This window comes from Paenibacillus sp. UMB4589-SE434, assembly GCF_030226685.1.
GTDB lineage: Bacteria > Bacillota > Bacilli > Paenibacillales > Paenibacillaceae > Paenibacillus_B.
The window spans coordinates 1-284 of the sequence record NZ_JASOYK010000030.1 but is presented as its reverse complement, the minus strand read 5'-3'; the positions used below and the strand labels follow the sequence as shown (position 1 = coordinate 284).

Sequence of the window (284 nt, the reverse complement as noted above, 5' to 3'; positions counted from 1 at the left end):
TGGACGCTGACGGGATCGAACCGCCGACCCTCTGCTTGTAAGGCAGATGCTCTCCCAGCTGAGCTAAGCGTCCATAAAATATACATCTGAATCTATTATGCTCCCAACTTCGTACATGAGTTGTACGATTGGTGGACACTAACGGGTTCGAACCGCTGACCCCTACCCTGTCAAGATAGTGCTCTCCCAGCTGAGCTAAGTGTCCTTATGGTGACCCGTAGGGGATTCGAACCCCTGTTACCTCCGTGAAAGGGAGGTGTCTTAACCCCTTGACCAACGGGCCA

3 tRNA genes are annotated in these 284 nt (G+C 52.8%); all 3 read right to left on the bottom strand.

Annotated features, from left to right (window positions below):
* The 3 genes from QP775_RS25620 to QP775_RS25610 all read right to left on the bottom strand — a co-directional run bounded on the left by QP775_RS25620 (window position 1) and on the right by QP775_RS25610 (window position 283).
* Window positions 1–73: transfer RNA gene (locus QP775_RS25620), tRNA-Val, on the bottom strand.
* Window positions 74–129: 56 nt separating this feature from the next.
* Window positions 130–205 (bottom strand) — tRNA-Val (locus QP775_RS25615).
* Between the two features lie 3 nt (window positions 206–208).
* A tRNA-Glu gene (locus tag QP775_RS25610) sits at window positions 209–283 on the bottom strand.
* Window position 284 lies beyond the last annotated feature (1 nt).